The organism is Mesobacillus jeotgali, assembly GCF_014856545.2.
Taxonomy (GTDB): domain Bacteria; phylum Bacillota; class Bacilli; order Bacillales; family Cytobacillaceae; genus Mesobacillus.
Genome location: NZ_CP109811.1, coordinates 2295072 through 2311159, shown reverse-complemented (window position 1 = coordinate 2311159; position 16088 = coordinate 2295072). Strand labels below are relative to the sequence as shown.

At 40.0% G+C, this 16088-nt stretch carries 18 protein-coding genes and 1 pseudogene; 5 read left to right on the top strand and 14 right to left on the bottom strand.

The genetic code is table 11. The features are described 5' to 3' along the window. The first annotated feature begins 5 nt into the window (after positions 1-5). Positions 6-944 (top strand): acetamidase/formamidase family protein, encoded by a 939-nt coding sequence (locus FOF60_RS11765; RefSeq protein WP_192471166.1) that lies wholly within the window; start codon positions 6-8, stop codon positions 942-944. Positions 945-1114: 170 nt separating this feature from the next. Here FOF60_RS11765 and FOF60_RS11760 read toward each other — a convergent pair whose 3' ends face one another. From FOF60_RS11760 to FOF60_RS11745, 4 genes are all read right to left on the bottom strand, one after another. After that, a complete protein-coding gene (locus FOF60_RS11760; RefSeq protein ID WP_192471167.1) occupies positions 1115-2005 on the bottom strand; it encodes an acyl-ACP desaturase in 891 nt (296 codons plus the stop codon). Positions 2006-2214: 209 nt separating this feature from the next. Then, positions 2215-2616, bottom strand: a complete 402-nt coding sequence (locus tag FOF60_RS11755; protein WP_192471168.1) for a GNAT family N-acetyltransferase — start codon at positions 2614-2616, stop codon at positions 2215-2217. A gap of 54 nt (positions 2617-2670) precedes the next feature. After that, entirely contained in the window at positions 2671-3126 is a 456-nt protein-coding gene (locus tag FOF60_RS11750) for a DUF5662 family protein (protein ID WP_192471169.1), read from the bottom strand. 143 nt (positions 3127-3269) lie between these two features. Beyond that, positions 3270-3791: a DinB family protein gene (locus FOF60_RS11745; protein WP_192471170.1), complete on the bottom strand. Its 522-nt coding sequence runs from the start codon at positions 3789-3791 to the stop codon at positions 3270-3272. Between the two features lie 133 nt (positions 3792-3924). On the opposite strand from FOF60_RS11745, the gene FOF60_RS11740 reads away from it, so the two are divergent. After that, positions 3925-4383: a J domain-containing protein gene (locus tag FOF60_RS11740; RefSeq protein ID WP_192471171.1), complete on the top strand. Its 459-nt coding sequence runs from the start codon at positions 3925-3927 to the stop codon at positions 4381-4383. Between the two features lie 27 nt (positions 4384-4410). Here FOF60_RS11740 and FOF60_RS11735 read toward each other — a convergent pair whose 3' ends face one another. Beyond that, positions 4411-4566 carry a hypothetical protein gene (locus FOF60_RS11735; RefSeq protein ID WP_192471172.1) on the bottom strand — a complete coding sequence of 52 codons (156 nt, stop codon included), beginning with the start codon at positions 4564-4566 and terminating at the stop codon, positions 4411-4413. 462 nt (positions 4567-5028) lie between these two features. Here FOF60_RS11735 and FOF60_RS11730 point away from each other — a divergent pair, with 462 nt between their 5' ends. Continuing rightward, positions 5029-5205 (top strand): hypothetical protein, encoded by a 177-nt coding sequence (locus FOF60_RS11730; protein ID WP_192471173.1) that lies wholly within the window; start codon positions 5029-5031, stop codon positions 5203-5205. 15 nt (positions 5206-5220) lie between these two features. Next, positions 5221-5550, top strand: a pseudogene (locus FOF60_RS11725) (redoxin domain-containing protein); the annotation flags it as partial. A 44-nt stretch (positions 5551-5594) separates the two neighbouring features. Here the strand turns inward: FOF60_RS11725 and FOF60_RS11720 are convergent. The 7 genes from FOF60_RS11720 to FOF60_RS11690 all read right to left on the bottom strand — a co-directional run bounded on the left by FOF60_RS11720 (position 5595) and on the right by FOF60_RS11690 (position 12527). Further along, positions 5595-6077, bottom strand: coding sequence for an SRPBCC family protein (locus FOF60_RS11720; RefSeq protein ID WP_192471174.1), 483 nt, complete (start codon positions 6075-6077; stop codon positions 5595-5597). A 12-nt stretch (positions 6078-6089) separates the two neighbouring features. Continuing rightward, positions 6090-6461, bottom strand: coding sequence for a VOC family protein (locus FOF60_RS11715; RefSeq protein WP_264647681.1), 372 nt, complete (start codon positions 6459-6461; stop codon positions 6090-6092). A 33-nt stretch (positions 6462-6494) separates the two neighbouring features. Further along, entirely contained in the window at positions 6495-7283 is a 789-nt protein-coding gene (locus FOF60_RS11710; protein WP_192471234.1) for a helix-turn-helix domain-containing protein, read from the bottom strand. Positions 7284-7919: 636 nt separating this feature from the next. Next, positions 7920-9854 (bottom strand): FtsX-like permease family protein, encoded by a 1935-nt coding sequence (locus FOF60_RS11705; RefSeq protein WP_192471176.1) that lies wholly within the window; start codon positions 9852-9854, stop codon positions 7920-7922. Further along, entirely contained in the window at positions 9844-10608 is a 765-nt protein-coding gene (locus FOF60_RS11700; RefSeq protein WP_192471177.1) for an ABC transporter ATP-binding protein, read from the bottom strand. The genes FOF60_RS11705 and FOF60_RS11700 overlap by 11 nt, the downstream gene beginning before the upstream one ends. Positions 10609-10836: 228 nt before the next feature. Further along, positions 10837-11832, bottom strand: a complete 996-nt coding sequence (locus FOF60_RS11695) for a sensor histidine kinase (protein ID WP_225650016.1) — start codon at positions 11830-11832, stop codon at positions 10837-10839. A 2-nt stretch (positions 11833-11834) separates the two neighbouring features. Continuing rightward, positions 11835-12527: a response regulator transcription factor gene (locus tag FOF60_RS11690; RefSeq protein WP_192471179.1), complete on the bottom strand. Its 693-nt coding sequence runs from the start codon at positions 12525-12527 to the stop codon at positions 11835-11837. A 294-nt stretch (positions 12528-12821) separates the two neighbouring features. Between FOF60_RS11690 and FOF60_RS11685 the strand changes: the two genes are divergently transcribed. Beyond that, positions 12822-14240, top strand: a complete 1419-nt coding sequence (locus FOF60_RS11685; protein ID WP_192471180.1) for a PQQ-dependent sugar dehydrogenase — start codon at positions 12822-12824, stop codon at positions 14238-14240. Positions 14241-14388: 148 nt separating this feature from the next. On the opposite strand, the gene FOF60_RS11680 is transcribed toward FOF60_RS11685, so the two are convergent. Together FOF60_RS11680 and FOF60_RS11675 are read right to left on the bottom strand one after the other, a co-directional pair. After that, positions 14389-15396 (bottom strand): DUF4179 domain-containing protein, encoded by a 1008-nt coding sequence (locus FOF60_RS11680; protein WP_192471181.1) that lies wholly within the window; start codon positions 15394-15396, stop codon positions 14389-14391. Next, positions 15389-15913, bottom strand: coding sequence for a sigma-70 family RNA polymerase sigma factor (locus FOF60_RS11675; RefSeq protein ID WP_192471182.1), 525 nt, complete (start codon positions 15911-15913; stop codon positions 15389-15391). The genes FOF60_RS11680 and FOF60_RS11675 overlap by 8 nt, the downstream gene beginning before the upstream one ends. Between the last annotated feature and the right edge of the window lie 175 nt (positions 15914-16088).

Below are 16088 nucleotides of genomic sequence, written 5' to 3'. Positions count from 1 at the left end.
CGAACATGATCCACAGAATCGAATTGAAGTCCCAAAACCTGCATGGTTCTTTCAGCAATGAATATAAACCAATCCTTACAGTCCAATCCGGAGATTCAATCCGCATGCAGACTCCCGATATTGAATGGGGATATTCAGCATCCAAAGGAATCGAGAGAGAGTTTTTCCAATCTGCTGTAAATGAAGAAACTCCCCTGCACCCGATGGTGGGTCCCATTGAAGTGAAAGGAGCAAAGCCAGGAATGGTGCTGGAAGTGAAGTTGAACGATGTTGTGCCAGGCTGGTATGGAACGAACTGGGCAGGTGGCAAAAAAACCTGGCAAAATGACGCAGTCGGTTTGACGGGATTTGAGAGAATTCGCCTTGACTGGGAATTAAACCGGGATACGATGACTGCGAGTGTTGAAGTTGGTTCCCGTCCTGTGAATGTCGCGCTTAATCCTTTCATAGGACTAATGGGAGTAGCACCAGCAGAACATGGCGTACACCACACCTCTCCTCCCCGCTATTGCGGCGGTAATATCGACTGCAAGGAGCTAAAAAGAGGCAGTACCTTGTACCTGCCGATTTCTGTTGACGGAGCTTTATTTTCAATCGGGGACGGCCATGCCGCACAGGGAGACGGAGAAGTTTCTGGCACAGCAATCGAGTGCCCGATGGATTTAGTCGATATTACGTTAACTTTAAGAGATGATATGCAGCTGGCTATTCCAAGGGCAAAGACACCTGCTGGATGGATAACATTTGGTTTTAATGAAGATTTAAATCAGGCAGCTGCTCAAGCACTGGACGAAATGGTTGAATTGATCAGCATGCTTTATAAAATAGAAAAATCACAAGCTCTGGCGCTGGCCAGTGTCACTGTCGATCTGCGAGTTACACAAGTAGTAAACGGTGTAAAAGGTGTACATGCCGTATTGCCGGATGGCAGCATTGCTTTATAAGTGTGTAATAGGAAAATCCACACTAAAATAGATTTGAACTCATACTGAAACCGATAATGGAAATCTACCGAAGCAACTCAAATCTGGATGAGGAATTCATTAAAGCTAAAAAGGGTGTATTCTCGACATCCCTACTCAAAGAAAAATCAGCGGGCTGCCCGCTGATTTTTTTACTTATTCTTATAAAACCGATCCCGTACTCGTTTCAGACGGGCATGATAATTCAAAATATCCAGTCTTGCTTTTTCTGCCTCCGGCGCTATCGGCCTTAAATTTTCGATGTCCCAGTAATCAATGATCACATCCAGGACTTGATCGAAATATTCAAGCGGTCCGTAATTCGCCTCTTTCGCGATGATTGACATTCGATTATCGAAATCAGGCATTACAGCTCCCGGCATTTGGAAATTCATGATGACATTCCCCAGGTAGTAGCAATAATTAGGTTCAAGCTCCAGATGATACTTAATAACTTCGCGGTAGAACGCATAATGCAAGGTTTCATCCTTAGCAAGTCTGCGAAGCAATGTGGCTAATTCCCTGTCATGTGCTCCTGCCACTTTAGCTACGTTATTGTAAAACACCATTGTTGCGAGCTCTTGCATCGATGTGTAAACCATCGTTTCAAATGGAGTATGAAAATCAGGATCCCAGCCATTCTCAAGCGTCATTTTATGTAACTGATGCAGCCTCATAGGCTCAACATTCCTGGTAATCAAAAGATAAGTTTCTAGCAAATTTGAATGCTGATCCTCTTCCGCAGTCCAGGTATGGACAAAATCCTTGATGACCGACAATGATCCTTTGAAAGTCTGATCCAGATAGGACGTAAACCACGGTAAATTCACTTCAGTCAATAGCGCAGTTTCAATCGCAGTTATGACCGATGGCGGCAGCGTTACCTGGCTTTCATCCCATGGAACCCTTTTAAAGTCCATAGCCTTGTCCCATGGTAAAAATTCATGATACCCCCAATCTATTTTTTCCGCCCGCATTTTGTGCTCTTCATACAGTTCCCTAATCCTTGGTTCGAGTCTAAAATCCAAATGATTTGTTAACATTTAGTCCCTCCGTTATTCTTCAAAAACGATTTGGTTAATTACTAGATGTTATGACCTGTTACTAATTTAGATTTTAACATTATTTTCTGTATTTTACCCGATTAGAAGTTTTATATATTAATAAATAGGTCCTTTGCAGTATGAATTCCTCGATCCGTGTAAAACTCCCACAAATGGGTACCATTATAAATATTTCTTAAATCCCCTGCTTACTGAGCCGCTGTAGCCATTTTTTCAAAGAAGCGATGGGCTTTTTCTCGTTTAGAATTACTTAGAAGCATAATCCGATGGCAATCGATTGATCTACAATATTTCTCCACATATTGTAGAAGTTTCTCGCCAATTTTCCTACTCCTGCAGTTCTCATGAACCACGATATTTTCTACTATTGCGTAAGGCCTTGACTCGTGCAAAGCCTGTAGACAAATATTCAATGTTAGTGTTCCTAATATTTCTCCTTCTTCCTCGTATACTAACAAAAAGTTGTATGGATCCCTCTTCATAGTTTCTATCTGGTCTTCAAGGACACGCATTTTCTTACTGTTTGGCACCAACATTTTATATAACCCATAAATTTGCATTTGATCAGTACCTTCAGCTTCACGAATCATTTTTGTTCACCTCTATAGAATTCTTTCTTGTTATTCGGTTTACGGCATAGAAGTCTATGTACTATCTCTTTTATGACGCATGATGACTTCAAGTTCTTTCTTTGTGTCGGGGTGAAGGATGGCCTTATCGATAAGGTCCAGAGTACCTGGCTTTACCTTCCTTCCCCACTTTCTTGAAAACGACCGCCAATCACAGACCATCTCCAGTAAATATTTACGTGGCATTGGCAATGCCAGTTTTTTATTGTGGTCTACAACCCAATATTCCCAGTGATGTTTGTTCTGATGTTGGTGATTCAGCCAGGCATAACGCCATCTTAATTCATCTTCCTCGCTTAGTTTTCTTCCAGAAAAGAACTTCCTCGCATAAGGAAAAAATTCTTTAGGAGAAAATTTTGATAGATCGTGAGTTATCCCCTGTATGTATAGTCCCTCTATCCAACATTCAACAAGAACATTCATTTTATGGTCAAGTAGGTAAAGCAAATACTTCCAGTAGGATTTCAGCATATAAGAACCTGCCAATCTATTTTAGTTAAGTCTATATTCTGTTTATATGTTTACATTTCCTTCCTTAAATTCCAGCAAGGATGAGTGGCCATAAAAAAAGCAACCCAATCCATGTTAAAGAGGGTTGCCGATTTTTCTTATTACTATTTCAAGATACCTAAATAACTCTTCCATGGACCTACTTCCTCATCATACCTCTTTGCCAACACTCTGGTAATCTGCGAAATATGAGTTAAGTCATGAACGGCCCAGGTAGATACCAATTCGCGCACTTTCACTTCTCCATACTCAGGATGAATTCCCTCTCTTTCAAGCTGGCTCTCATCTTTGATTAACTCTTTAAGTTTTGCAATACTTTCCGCCCTTAAAGAACTGAATTCACGAATCTTTTCTTCGATTGACCATTCATTGTACTGCTGTAAATGAGAAAACCGGTCAAATACGGGGAATGTTTTATCACTTGTATCGCTTAACATTAACTCCAGTCTATGAATCCAGTTATATTTCTCACCATCAATCAGATGGCCAACGACCTCCGAGGGATTCCAGGTCCCTTCCCCTTCATTGGATTTTAGCCAGTCGCTTGATAAACCAACTAAATATTGCTCCAATACTTTTGGTGTCCGTTCTAATACTTCAATTACTTCCGATAAGGTAAATGACATTCTTACTCGGCCCCCTTTATCCTTTTAAAAGCACCTAGATGTAATACATTGTCATACTTCTGTTCTTTTTCTGAAAAAAATCAATGGTATGATAGATTTGTCTGATTATTTTTAAGATAAGAGAGTGAAATAGATGCTGACAATCAAAGAAGCTGCAGAACAATTAACTTCATATGGGCTGGAAACGACTGAACAGGAAATCCAAACCTTGATCGATACAGGATTTTTATCCGCTGAATCTAATAAAATAAATCCCAATAATCTCGCAGAATTTGTTATCAAGAAAAATACGGACCTATTGGAACAGTCTCGTCGTGAAAATGACAAACTGAACGAACAGCTGGATTTTTTAAATACAAGATTACATATCGAACAATCAAAGGTTCGCACATTGAAAAAAATGCTCAATGCCCATATAGAGGCATCGGGTGCGACCACCTCTGAACTTGAGCAATTGCTTGGGTTGAAACAGAATAGCAATGCTCATTCACTCAGAAAAGAATTCAAAAAGATACTCAAAGCCCTTCATCCCGACCGTGGCGGCGATGAAAGACTCTTTAAGGTGTTCAAAGAACATTATGAGAAATTGTGATGAGCTATAGAGAGTCGATTTGGTTAATCAATTTTTCATTGCTAAATAATATGTACTGATTCCCATGATCAGACCACCTGATATACCAATAGCTGCGCCTGCTGCAACCCATATCGTGGACAAATGGATGCCGGCCATGTATGTGAACAGTCCGACAAGGAACAGAAATTTACCTTTTTTCATGCTGACTCCTTTTCGGCTTTATTTTACAGAATTACTTCTATAACAATATGAAAATATCCTTTATTTAGGAAAAAGTTTAACACTTCATGGCTTACTTCGGGCGTCCCATTGAATGGTGGACTGCTACAAACAATCTTCCAAGAGTAAGCAAAAACCCTTCAAATCCAACGATTCAGAGGGTTCAATAAAATTATTCTTTCGGTTTGCTTATTTGGCAAAACTTAATTCATTCTTGGCAAGACCTCACAGTGAAAAGACAAAATACATATTAACATGATCGCCTGTTTGTTGAGCTTTCTTGTTTTCCAATACTTTTGGGGGCAAGATCGCTTCTTCGAATAGTGCCGCATGTGCTGCTTCGCGATCAAAAGCCCCTCACTCGAAACAAAACCTTCATAAATGATATAATGACTTTTCAACAAAAAACGATATACTTATTACCGTACATAAGGAGGTGCACCCATGCGAAAATCGATCTTTTTATTAATGCTATTGATGGTCGGTGCTTTGATCAGCGGCTGTTCAGAGGAAAATTCCGAATCAAAAGGCCTTTCCCTGCCAGATGAGAACGGTGAGGAAGTATCATTTGAGAATATGGAAGAGCCTGCGCTCGTTTTCTTTTTTACCGGAGTTGGTTGAGACTTCTGTAAATCGCAGCTGGTCGAGCTGCAAAACCGAAAAGAATCATTCAGTCAATTTCCAGGAAACATCTATGCAGTAAGCGCTTCGTCTGTTAAGGAACATAAAGCGATGAAAGAAGAACTAGGCCTGGAATATCCCGTTATATCGGACAAGGATTTGAAGCTGATCAAGAAGGTAAACCTGTTGGACCCTGAGTCTCCAATATCGGTCAGAGGATTCGCTGTTCTTGATAAAGACGGTACCGTCCTACACTCACAGCAAATCGATACATTCGGTACAGAAGCCGAAGGAATCATTCCATATGCAGCTGATATAGCGAACGGCGAGAAACCTGCGGAGTAAAAAGAAAGCACCACCCATAATTTTTTGGTGGTGCTTCTTCTCTATTACGGCTGGCAGCATAATTCGCCTTTGCCTGTTTCCAAGGCATTTTTCAGGCTTGTTAAAACTCCCGACCAGGCCATTTCATGCCACTTAATTGCATCAGTCCATGCATCCCCATTTTTGAAACCTGTGTGACGTACGGTCACCTTTGTCATATTGCCCTCTACTTTTTCAAAATTCACTGAAACGATTGTCAATGTTTCTCCCTCATTCATCAGTGAACTGAACTGATCAGGTCCCTTCCAGTCAAAAACCAGCTTTTGAAAAGGGTCAAGCTTCAGTACCTTGCATCCTTTCGTATTCATACCCGTTCTATTACCTGGAATAAAATATAGCTCGTACGCCCCGCCAACTTTAGCTTCAATATTCGTTTCTTGCGCAAACCACAGGGCAACCCGGTTTGATATTGTCCAGGCATGCCAAATTAATTCAACAGGCACATTGACGGTTATTTCTTGTTTTACTTCTGCCAAAATATTCTCCATAAACTTGTCCCCCTATTGAAAATTAGAAAACTCAACGAGCTCCAGCTGATTGCCGAATGGATCCTCAATCATGTTGTATCTTCCTGGCGGGCACGGCATGGATTCATCAAACAGAATCTTTGCCCCCTTTTCACGCAGACGATTCACATCTTCATCAAGGTTGTCAGAGAGTATGCCTAACAGTACCTTTTGCCCTCCAGCTGAAGTAGCTTCGTCACACTTTTCCAGTACAATCGGGATCTCATTATGTACTAATGAAACGATATTTTCCCCATAGTGCTTTGATACTTCAAAATCCAAGACTTTAGTGTAGAATTGAAGGGCTTTTTCCATGTCCTCAACCTTTATCGTTAATACGCAACTTTGTTTAGCATTTACCAACACTCCTTTTTCATAAAATTAACACACTCTAATCTGTTATTTTTCTTCTAGTTTGCTATCTTTTTCAAATAAGAGACTTGGCAAATTGATTAATATCGGAGGGTCATAAGGCATTGGCTCCCTAAGTTTAATATGCACATCTATCTTGCTGCTAGCTGAGATATTGAAAGACTCTTCAGCCTTTCCTCGCAAACTCTTGGACAGCAGAAAGTAGTCCCGGGGGTCCAGGCTCCAGGGAATCGCTGCAGCCAATGCGTAATATGTACCGGTTGGAACTCTAAAAAAAGTGAACTCTCTATGTTTTTGCCTTAAAGCTGTACCTGCAACGGGTGCCTGGTCGGGAATTGGGCGGGGAAATAATCCTACAAAAATAAGTCCCTTAAAGTCCTCAGGAGCTTCTATCCTGCAACGGACGGCAGGCAGTTTTACTCCATCAGGAATCGTAACCTCCCTTTCATCTAACTCATTCATCAACCGATGGAGCTTGATGGCATTTTTTTGAAATTGCTTTGGTGACTGACCTACAAATTGCTTGAATTTTGAACTGAATGTCCCCAGACTATGAAAGCCAATATCAAGCAATGTCTTTAGAATGGAATGCGAGGATGGTTCCATCAGCATCTCCTTCCCTGCTTCAATTCTTAATGCTGAAAGATAATGCCTGGGAGAAACGCCAGTGACTTCCTTGAACACCCGTGAAAAATGATAAGGACTGTAGCCTGCAATCGCTGCCAGTTTATCCGACGTAAGTTCTTCATTGATGTTTTCTTTCATATATTCTATTGTTTTCGAAACTGCTCTAATATGTTCAGTTGCTTGCTCCATTTTCAACACCGTTATCCCTATTAAAAAATTAGTAACCTATAATCAATTCGCTTTCTATCATATAGAATCCTTTTAAAAAACCACTAAAAAATCCCAACTCTTTATCAGAGTTGAGATTTTAATTCTCCCTTCGTAACTCCGTCCACACCCTAATACTTATGTGGCAGCAACCTGTACAATCACACGTTTTTAACCAATTCACTCAGTCATGGCTAGTGAAATGTCTATTAACAGTGGTTTTTTAATCATTTTCACTCCTTAACTCTTCCGAAATGTGTATTGGCTTGTTTCTTAGACATTTTACTCCTTTAACTCTTGCAAAATGTCTATTAACGGAGGTTTCTTAGACATTTCATCCCTTTAACTCTTGCAAAATGTCTATTAACTGGGGTTTTTTAGACTTTTCACCACCTCCTCGCACTCGAAATATCTATTAACTTTCGTGAAGGGGCCGAATCATACGCACTAAATGGACATATACCTGTATATTTAAGCTAACCCTGTTTGTTTTGTCATTTTACTAAACAAATTTACCATATTATTAAAAATTCGAAGAGAATCAAGCTAAAGTAATACATCAGTCTAGTAGGGTAGAAAAATAAGGTCCATACATCTTTGGAAAGCAGCTCTTATGATCTAATTTATCAACTGAAACAACATCTTTTTCCTCGCGTAAAAGAAGGATACCAATTGGCTCATCACGTAAATTCCGACTATTTGCAGGAAGTGCATCAAGATATCAGGATTTTTCATTATTCCTCCGACATCTGATGACAAGATTGCCAGGTACAAAAAGGCCAGCGTTGTTCCTAGTATAGTTGGTACGAAAAATATAGTCGCCAATTCTCTTGTAACATTTTGCTTGATTTCATTCGATGACATCCCTATTTTATTTAGTTTCTGATACTTCATTTTTTCTGTATCCATTTCGGAAAATAGATTTAGATATAACAGTACAAAGGTGCCAAAAAAGAACATGATGCTTAGGAATGAGGTAACATAAAACATTATTCCGTTAGTAGTTTGGTTTGTTTGATAGTCCCCGATTTTAGAAGCAACACGGAATAAATCTTCTTCGGCAGTATAGGGCATATCAGGGTAATCCATTGGAGATGTTTCTCGATTCCCAGCCAGGAATTGCCGTTTTAATTGTTCAACCGACTTTTCGCTCACTTTCCAGTCTGCTACGTTCATTAATTGAAGCTTCAATTCGTAGCCATCAGGACTTTGCCTTAATGCCTCCAAAACTTCAGAATCCACAACAATAAATTCGTATGTCTTAGGCAGCAGATTAATATTTCTCTCAATCACCTTATTCTTCATTGTAAAAGTCTTCTCTTCACCCTGAATCGAAAGTTTAATGGATTCAGCAATATCAGTATGAGCGTATTCAGGTTCAGAATTTAAATAGAACAGAAATTGATTATCTTTTAGGTTTGGCCTTTGTGATGTCAATTTATTGAAGTCCTCTAGTGCCATAAATTGATAAGTTTGATATCCATCAACATATATTAACTTTTCATAGTAATTGAAGATGGGGATCTCTAAATGCTCTTTCAGTTCAAATGTCTCTTCAAGTTCTGCAACTGAAATAGTGTTCTTCGTTTCTGACTGTAAAAATGCCACGTCATACGGGTTGTTATTTACAGCATCCTTTTCCGAAGCTTTGTAAAATGTCAATAGTAGCGTGCTATAGAGAATGGTGATCATGATCATCACAGTCAAAAGCATAATAATCGATGTCAGTTGTTTGAATTTATATTCTAGGCTGCTCAGGAACAGCAATCTGCGATAATAAAATCCTGGGAATTTTTTCGCTAAAGAGAGAAGGAAGCTGCCAGATTGGCTAAGGGAAATATATAGACCTAAAAACATCGCCATTGTCCAAAGCGGAAGGAATGCCCCTGAAGATTCCTCAAAGGTAAAATACAGCATGAATAACGAACCGATCATAATTATCAGGCCAAATGCTCCCAGGAAAGGGCTTCTCATTTTAATACTCTCCGCAAATCTGTTGCTTTTCATGCTTAAGACCAGGCTGCTTCTTAGCGTCTGGAACAATGATTTTCCGACGGCCAGCAAAAATACTGCAAGAAAAGCTCCAATTGAGAAAATGAACATTTTAACAGAGAAATGAAATGGAACTTCCTTTAGTTCAATCAGGTCCATTAACAGCATGAAAAATAGCCTGGAGAATACTGTACCAGCAAGAATACCGGAGAGAATGGATAGCATGGCAATCACACCATTTTCAAGGAGCAGTAATTTTGCTATGTCTCTTTTTGCCATGCCCAGAGTCATGAACAGCCCGAACTCACTTCTTCTCTGTTTTATAAAAACGTTGTGTGCATAACTGATGAAGAAGATAGTAAAAATGATCAGTGCAGCACCAGGAATAGAAAGAGCATCCTGAAGGCTCTCCAATTTCTTCCCTTGCTCAACCCTGCGGTTAAAATAGACAGTCGAAAACATAAAGAAGAACATCACTGCAAAACTGTTGCATAAGTAATAAAAGATATATTTTTTATATTCTACCTTTGCCATCTTCCAGACAATTTGATTAAATGTCATAGGATCTTCCTCCCAAGACGGCAAGATTATCCATAATGCGATCCAGGAACTCCTTCCTGCTCCCTTTTTTCACAATACTCGAATGAATTACTCCGTCTTTGATAAAAACAACCTTTTGACAATAACTCGCTGCAAAAACATCATGCGTCACAAGCAGGACCGTTGTTGTAAGCTCCTTGACAATTTTTTCAAAGCATTCCATAATGACCGCAGAAGCTTTTGAATCGAGATTTCCCGTAGGCTCATCGGCAAAAATGATGGCAGGCTCATTGACAAGCGCCCGGCTGACCGCAGTTCGCTGCTGCTGGCCTCCGGATATGTTGTAGGGGTATTTATCCAGCGTAGCTTGTATTTCGAAAAGTTGAGCCAGCTCCTGTACTTTCGATTCCATTTCACCTGCTGACTTCTTTTCAAGCACCATTGGCAGCATCATATTCTCTTTAACCGTCAAACTATCTAATAGATTGAAATCCTGAAATACAAAACCGAGTTGTTTACGACGAAACAGAGCGAGTTCATCTCCTGACTTCTCGCTAATTTCCTGTCCGGCAATCGATACCTCACCTGATGTAGGTTGATCGATTCCGCTAAGGATATTTAGTAAAGTTGTCTTCCCGCTGCCTGAGGGCCCCATGATCGCAACAAACTCACCTTCTTTAATTGTTAGACTGATCCCATCCAAAGCAATCGTTGAACCTTCTCCACTCGATGCTCCATACACCTTCACTATATTACCAGCTTTTAAAATAGCCATTCTTTCTCCCCCTTGAACTCTTTCCGAACCCGTAACCGGTCCAGACCATACATCGGCCTTCCCGCAATTTTTTTCCGAAGTGCAGCCGGATTTGGACATTATTTAGGATATTCGAACATTTTGTAAGAACTAGTATCGGTTCGCCTACCTCATATCCACATCCTAATATGGTTGTGATCAAGCATCCATCGATGACGCCAAAAAATACCTTACACTTTTGTAAGGTATTCACTCACTTTTTCCGGCTAGCCACTTGATTTGGACTGTCGTACCTTTACCTGACGTGGATTGAATCTCAATCCCAGCTCCAAGTTTGTCGGCAATTTTTTTGCTGAGGTACAATCCGATGCCAGATGAGTTTGGATACTTACGTCCATTTTCACCTGTAAAGAATGGCTGGAACACCCGCTCAAGATCATAATCTGGAATTCCAACTCCTTGATCAACAATCGCTAAACTAATGTGTTCGGCTATTCTCTCAATCTGAAAAACCAGCTTTTGCTTTCCTTCCTTTTTCCCAGAATACTTGATGGCATTAGAAATAATCTGGTCAATTAAAATCTCATTCCATTTTGGATCGGTGATAATGCGTGCTTGCTCCTCCTCAAACTCAATAGAAGGGTAAATGGATTGATAAATCCACTCCCTTTTCCTGGCGTTGATCAACTTTCGTAGTGTGGAGAGCAAATCAACAGACTTAAGTTCAAAGTCGTTTTCAAAACTGTCCATCCTAATCATCGTCAGACCTTGTTCAATAGAATAGTGCAGCCGTTTGTTTTCCTGTTGGATTTTATCGAGTGCCTCTGTCTTTTCCTCTTTATTGATGATCAATTCAATTACGGATACAGGCGTCTTTAAATGGTGCATCCAGTGAGACAGAAAATAGATTCTCTCTTTATTTTGTTCTTTTAAATCATTGAACTTTTGTGAGTTTTCACTGACTGTTTTCGCCAACAAACGCTTAAAAACCTTCTGTTCCCCCGTATAAGCTTCGAGCTCGACATCTTGATTGCTGAGCTGCTTGGCAGCAGACCGATTTGCCGGGTAAAATTTCACCCAATCTATAAGTAAATAAATCACGAGAAAAAATAGTCCAATTGACAACGGATAGAAAAACTCCGTATCCGCTGGAACACTAAGATAGAAAAACAACAAGATACTGGCCAAGTTTACTATGTATATCAGAATGAGCATTAGTCGATCTTTCAAAAAGATCTTCAGCATGGTCATTCACCCGAAGGATACTGAAGCATATATCCTACCCCTCTTTTGCTTTTAATCAAATCCTTTAACCCTAGCTCTGACAGAATTTGTTTAATTCTAGTTACATTTACTGTAAGCGTATTATCATCGACAAATGTAACCGAATCCCATACTTCTTCAATCAGCTCTTCTCTTGAAACAAATGAATTTTCGTTTTCCATCAATTTTTTCAGCAGTTTAAAAACGTTTTTAGAAAGTTCAACTTTTATCCCTTTATAATCCAGGCACATTGTTTTATCGTCCAGGCATAAAGAGCCGACACAGACGCACTTTCCATCCTTCACAGCATACTCTCCGTACACTCTTCTAAATGTTGCTTTGACTTTTGATTGCAGCATCTCAAATGTGAAAGGCTTCGTGATAAAATCATCAGCCCCCAGTTCAATCGCCATGATTTGGTCCATTTCCTGGCTCCGCGCAGAAATCATCAAAATCGGCACGGTGGATTTCTGCCGAAAACTTCTGCACAAATAATAGCCATCATAATATGGCAGGTTAATATCCAGCAACACAAGATCCGGATTGATTGTTAAAAACTCTTCTTCTATATTGGTAAAATTCTCAGGCAAAATTACGTTGTACCCATAGCGCTCCAAATTTTCCTTGATCAGCCCGCAAAGCTGGTAATCATCTTCAATCAGCATGACTTTGTACATTTTCTATACTCCTCTTTATCTAAAACTCTCTTACCATAGTATAAATTTTTCTCAGCATAAAATCAGCAGAATTTTCCATAAAAAGACGCAAGCCGTTTCTCACTGCTGTTTTCCTTCGAATTGTTAGTGACGTGTCCCTGGTTTTTTCGATTATCAAAAAATCCAAAAGTAAAACCATGAGGCCTCACAGCAAATCACATGGTTTCAGTTTCCTCCCTGATCCTGACTTGGTACTCATAGAAAGTCCTACTCATATCCATATAAAAAACATTCACCAAGGAGGGGAAAGAAAAGATGAGGAAAGTAAAAGTTGCACTACGCCCCATCGTAGGAAGAGTAAACTTACCCACTGTCATAAAAACAGCCATTCTTCCTGGTAACTCAAACGAGGGCTTATTTATTGCGACCCAGCCAGGAGAGATATTTTATATAAGCAACGAAGAGATAAAGACATTTTTAGATATCCGCCAACAAGTCATCGAACTGGGTGGTTCCAGTGGCGGATATGATGAACGTGGACTGCTCGGACTGGCGTTTCATCCCGAATTTTATAACAACGGTTTATTTTACCTTCATTATTCAGTGGCTGGAACACAAGGTCCAGGGGCTCTTTCTGGTTCGTTCCGACCTGACCCGTGTGATCCGGAAACCTTAAATCTTAAATGGGAGAAAAGAGAAACAAAATATGACCATATCGATACAGTTGAAGAATGGGTTGTACAATCGAATGGCCAGCCTCAAAGACATAGGACACTGCTGAACCTAAGAAGGCCCTTCTCCAACCATAATGGAGTCAACAGCTTAAACTTTTCACCTGAAACAGGCAGACTGGTTTTAACAACTGGTGATGGTGGATCAGGTTATGACCCTTTCAATTTAAGCCAGGATGATATGGAGATTGCCGGTAAGATCATTGAAATCGATATAAGCAAAAATGTGTTTAGCCAAAATCCACCCTCAGTTACCCGTTTTGATGAGATTTCCCCTTCTATTCAGGAGACACTAACTGTCATAGCCAAAGGGGTCCGTAATATTCCAGGTATAGCCTATCAAAGGTTGTATAACCATTACATTAAGTATGCCGGAAATGTTGGACAGGATTTTGCCGAGTCTATTTTTTCATTTATTCATTATCGGCCCGTTCCTGTAACCCGGCTTACTCATGCTTCTTCCGGGAGAACGGTAACAGAGAAAGAAGGGTTCATTAATTTTGGCTGGCGAGGTTGGGAAGGTGCCTTCCCTACTCCAATTATAAAAAGCTGTTCAGAGAATTCGACACTGGATGAGAAAACAATTGCTTTTTATGATGAAGCAGTAAAAACTTCAGTCCGGCGTCTGCCACCTTTGACGAATTATTTTCATCAAGAACCTCGACCCGATAAATATGGAGGAACTGCACTTACCGGTGTCCAGCCCTACATGGGAAAATCAATCCCTGAGTTATCAGGAAGCCTGGTGTTCACCGACCTTTCCCGTGCTAAAAATAATGAACAACCAGATCAAGGGTTCTTAGCATATACGAGGTTCAGGCCAGATGGTATTTTGAATGATTTTAATATCATTGAAACAGAGTATGACTTTGGCTCCCAATCTGTTTATTATGTCAGTCTAGGAACAAACCTCGATCAATCCAGGATGTTTTTAGGAGTATACGGATCTATGAAGGTGACGGATTATAACCAGGGTACTGTGTTTGAGATTGTTCCCGTCTAAGAGTTTATTTGAAAAGACCTTTGAACAATAAATTTTAAAATCATTATACCTAGACTACCTGGAACACGGATTCTAACCCATTAAACAGAAAAATGACGTATGCTGAATGCATGCGTCATACCTTTTCTGCTGAATTATCATTCTCAGTTTACGGAATTTCAATTTCAAACCCATTCTCCTGCAAAATCGTTTCTTCATTGAAATCTTTTTGATTCAAAGACGAATCATAAGGAATCACCTTAATCTTTTTAACCCCGGCCACCAGTCGCTCATATAAAAGGTTTTGATAAGCATGCATTTTTCCTTCTATTGTATCTCCATGCCCACTGCCACTCAACATTTCCAATCTGTTTCCTTGATCATCAACTATATAGTAATTTAATGCAAATGGGTCTAACTCACGATTATCTTCATCAGATATCACTTTCACTCTTAAATCTGTACCAGCCGGTCCGATCTTCAATGAATCCACACTAAGCTGTGCTCCTTGTATATCTATTACATCTTTTGGTTTGATGACTGTAACTTCACTTGATTGTTTCACTGGGAAAGCAAACTCCCAATTACCTGGCAGGAGGCCCACGGCATCGAAGACTATATTCATTTCAAACTCCTCAGGCAGCTCCTCAGTCAATGTTACGTTAATAATTCCTTTATAGGTCCCCGGGGTAACGAATTCTCCGGAAAAGCCCGATCCAAAATTGATTTCTTTTCCATCAACCAAGATTGTTGGACGTTCAAGCCCTCCAACCGGCAATAAGGATTCTTGTGTGTAACCTAGCGTCAAACGGGATCCATCGTAAAAGATTTCATTCATCGTCAATGTGACTCCATTATCCTTCACTGTTTGATCCACAACCTGCGTTAATCCTTTTTGTCCCGCTATCTTTAGCCCCTCATCACCTACGTCATTGAAAAAAGTCCCAACAACCGGGATATTCGAAGCGACCTTCGCAATCGCAGGAGAAACCATAGCAGAGCCTAAAAACAATCCGAAACCAACCACTGCAGCGCTTATCGAATACATAACAATGCGCTTTTTCGTCCTCTTCATCTTTGTTCTGCTAACCGTCTCTGCAATAATGTTATCCAGCTTTTCGACTGGCACAGAGATTTGGTCCATTTCACTTTTTAAATCTGGGAATTGGCTACTCATTCACACAATCCTCCTTTAATTTACCTCTTAATAAGTTCACTCCGCGGTGGATTTTTGATTTTACCGTACCCTCTGGGCAATCGAAAATTTCAGCAATTTCCTTTACTGACATGTCCTTATAGAACCGGAGAATCAACACTTCTTTATACTTTTCCTCCAGCTCCATTACAGCCTCTAGCAATTCAGGGTGCCGGTCACCTTCAATATAGGCAGCAGTCTTACTTTCAAGCTTATCCCGGTCCATTGGGATGACCCTTTTCTTTTTCCGTAAAAGATCAACGGCATTGTTGATGAGAATCCTCGTCAGCCACGTAGAGAAATAACGTTCCTCCTTCAAACTACCTATGGACACAAGCGCTTTATATACCGTCTCCTGAAAAACCTCCAACGCATCAGCTTCATTTTTCATATATACATAGGCTATTTTATAAAGTTTCACTTTCTCATCTTCCATCAATTCTTGAAAAGCCTTTTTGTTCCCCTTGATTGCACGGCGTACCTTTTTGATATCTGCCAAACCAGTGCCCCTCCCTTCTTCCACTGTTAGACAAACGGGATATATAAAACGTTTCAATAATTTTTCATAAAAAAAGAGCAAGACTGAAAAAATCAGTTTGCTCGTTATATTTAAATTATACCATATCTAACCAGTTTTTATTAGTCTATTATTTTTATTAATTGGTGTTACCCTT